This is a genomic window from Methylobacterium sp. WL116, assembly GCF_008039455.1.
Lineage (GTDB): Bacteria > Pseudomonadota > Alphaproteobacteria > Rhizobiales > Beijerinckiaceae > Methylobacterium.
Window position 1 is genome coordinate 1 of record NZ_VRUV01000572.1, and the last position, 2,715, is coordinate 2,715.

The window sequence follows — 2,715 nt, forward strand, 5'->3', positions numbered from 1 at the left end:
ATGAGCGCGATGGCAGCGACGGAGGCCGGATCGGCCGCCGCCGGCGAGGCGGCGCTTGTGCATGCGGGTCTGTGTATCCGGTCCGGCGGTCGCGCGTCGAGGATCGGAACGTCGCCCGCCGCCGGGGCGTTTTTCGGGCAGACCCGTGCCGCGCCCGCCGAGCGCGGGCGCACTCACCGAGCCCGAGGCCGCCGCATGACGCCCGCACCCGAGATCCCGGCCGCGAACCCCGACGAGCAGCCCCGCAGCCTGATCGCCCACGACCGCGTCGTCGGCACCGACGTGCGCCGCCCCGACGGCACCAAGGTCGGGCGGATCGAGCGCTTGATGCTGGACAAGCGCTCGGGCCAGGTCGCCTACGCGGTGATGAGCTTCGGCGGGTTCCTCGGTCTCGGCGAGGGGTTCCACACCCTGCCCTGGGGCGTGCTGCGCTTCTCGCCCGAGCACGACGCCTACGTCGTCGACATCACCGAGGCGCAGCTGCGCGACGCGCCGCCGCGCTCGCCCGAGGGCACCGATCCGGCCGAGGACCGCGCCTGGGAGGAACGGGTCCACCGCTACTACAACGCGGCGCCGTACTGGGGCCTGTGACGCGGGCGCGGCCCGGCTACGTCGTCGGCCCGCACCAGCCCGGCAGGTAGTTGGTCTCGGGCGCCTTGGCCAAGGCCATCGCCTCCTCGATCGCGGCCGAGAAGTCGTTCTCGACCCGCTTGGGCTTGATGTGGCGGCGGAGATAGTCGGCCCAGAGGAACTCGCTGAACGGCGTGGTGTCCTTGGCGAAGCCGCCGGCCCGGCGCAGCTCGCCGGCGAGGCTGCGGAAGGGGTCGTCGGCGAGATCCCCCATCGTCTTCGGGATCTCCTTGAACCCGACGCGGACGCCGTCCGCATCGTAGGGGTGGACCCACGATTTGTGGTCGCACACCGTCCAGAACGCATCCTTCTCGAGGTGGTGCAGGTCGGCGACCACGGTGACCAGAACGCTCTCGACGCCCTCCTCCATGAGGGCGCGGGAGAGGTGGTGGTGGTCGATGACGTAGTGGTGCTTCTTCGGCCCGAGCAGGGTCGGCACCATGTGCGCCCCGAGGAAGGCGGCGCGCTTGTCCTCGTCGTAGTCGCGCCAGCGCCGGCGCTTCTCGGCGACCTCCCGGTAGCCCACGGTCATCTGCGTCGGGCGCAGATCCGCGATCGGGACGGGCGCCAGCACCGGCTCTCGGATGGCCATCGATTCGGTGTTCCCACGGCCGGGCTCTCGAGGCCCCCGCGGCGATCTGTCATGATTCCGGTGCCGGCGGGAAGGCGCGATCGGCACCCCGCCGTTCACGGTTGCGACAGCCGGCGGCCTCGCAGCCGAGCCTCGCAGCCGAACCTTGCAACGGCTGATTTCAGCGATGCCGTCGCGCTGCCCGCGGCACGCGCATGCGCGCCGCCAGGGCCGAGTCTCAGGTCGAGACCGGGCTGTCCTTGCGCAGGTGCCGAAGCGCGCGGAACGGCAGCAGCAGGAACTTCACGAGGGCCCGGACCGCGAGGAAGGCGGCGACCGAGGCGACCAGGGCAATGGTTTTCAACAAGGGCTCGCGCGCTCCATCCGAGGGGGTCGTCCGAGAGGGTCGTCCGGCAGAATCGTCATCGCGGCGGCCCCGGCCGGGCGCCGCATCCGCGGTGCCGCTGGGGCCACGCCGTCAGGACGCGCTCCAAAGCCGGCGAGATTAAGGGGCTCGATCCCGGAACCATGCGGCCGGCGGAGCGGGCCGCCGGGCCCGCCGCGAACACGCCGCCCGCTTTGAAACCTGCGCCGCGCCGGGCCCGCTCCGGCGGCGTTTCGGCTCGGCCTTGCCAAAGCCCTGCGACGATCTGTAATGATGGCAGGCCCTGTCCGGTCCTCACGGGATCGTTTGTGCGCCGACGCCCGCGAACGGGCGACGGCGCGCCCTCGGCGGCGACGCTTCTCCGCCGCTGCGGCCCTGGACGGCCGGGGATCTGCACACGCGACGGGCCTCGTCCCGGCGCATGAGTTTCATGGAATTCGCGGCCGCCTCGGCATGACGGGACGGTCGAGATGGTTTTCGCGAGGTCGGGAATACAGATGGACGGAGGCACAGCATCGATTGCCGTTGCCCGTGCCGTCAGCGTGCGCGATGCGCGTCGCGCCGATCCGTCCGTTCCCCCGATCAGGTTCAACCCCAGGCGCAGCGGAAGCGCGCGCCGAGCGGCGGTTGACGGCAATCCCTTCAGTTCAGCCCCCGCGGCCTCGGTTTCGAGGCCGGCGCGAGCCCTCTCCCTGACGGCCTTCAGGCCGGGCGAGGCTCCACCGGGACACGGGCCCAGGAGAGCGACGTCCGCCGCCATGTCGAAAGTTCGTCATGGCCAACAACAAGATGCTCATCGACGCGATGCATCCGGAAGAGACCCGGGTCGTCACGGTTCACGGTTCTAGGGTCGAGGAATTCGACTTCGAGGCGGCCAACCGGCGCCAGCTTCGCGGCAACATCTACCTTGCCAAGGTGACGCGCGTGGAGCCCTCGCTCCAGGCCGCCTTCGTCGAGTACGGCGGCAACCGCCACGGCTTCCTCGCCTTCTCGGAGATCCACCCCGACTACTACCAGATCCCGCTCGCCGACCGGCAGGCGCTGCTCGAGGACGAGGCCCGCGACGCCGAGGAGCACCGCGAGCGCGAGGAGCGCCGCCGCAAGTCGCCGCGCAACAACGGCCGCCGCG

At 71.3% G+C, this 2,715-nt stretch carries 3 protein-coding genes and 1 pseudogene; 2 read left to right on the plus strand and 2 right to left on the minus strand.

Going from position 1 to position 2,715, the window contains the following annotated elements; translation table 11 throughout:
• The first annotated feature begins 195 nt into the window (after window positions 1–195).
• Window positions 196–591, plus strand: a complete 396-nt coding sequence (locus FV223_RS24645) for a PRC-barrel domain-containing protein (RefSeq protein WP_147729430.1) — start codon at window positions 196–198, stop codon at window positions 589–591.
• Between the two features lie 16 nt (window positions 592–607).
• Here the strand turns inward: FV223_RS24645 and FV223_RS24650 are convergent, their stop codons facing one another.
• Together FV223_RS24650 and FV223_RS32490 are read right to left on the minus strand one after the other, a co-directional pair.
• On the minus strand, window positions 608–1,222 hold the full coding sequence (locus FV223_RS24650; protein WP_147729431.1) for a ParB-like protein: 615 nt from the start codon (window positions 1,220–1,222) through the stop codon (window positions 608–610).
• Window positions 1,223–1,439: 217 nt separating this feature from the next.
• Entirely contained in the window at window positions 1,440–1,565 is a 126-nt protein-coding gene (locus tag FV223_RS32490; RefSeq protein ID WP_279593292.1) for a hypothetical protein, read from the minus strand.
• 795 nt (window positions 1,566–2,360) lie between these two features.
• On the opposite strand from FV223_RS32490, the pseudogene FV223_RS24655 reads away from it, so the two are divergent.
• Window positions 2,361–2,715: pseudogene (locus FV223_RS24655) on the plus strand (S1 RNA-binding domain-containing protein); the annotation flags it as partial.

Excerpts from the sequence above, each read along its gene's own strand:
- FV223_RS24645 (WP_147729430.1), top strand. The coding sequence starts at position 196 with ATGACGCCCGCACCCGAGATCCCGGCCGCGAACCCCGACGAGCAGCCC.
- FV223_RS24650 (WP_147729431.1), bottom strand. The coding sequence starts at position 1,222 with ATGGCCATCCGAGAGCCGGTGCTGGCGCCCGTCCCGATCGCGGATCTG.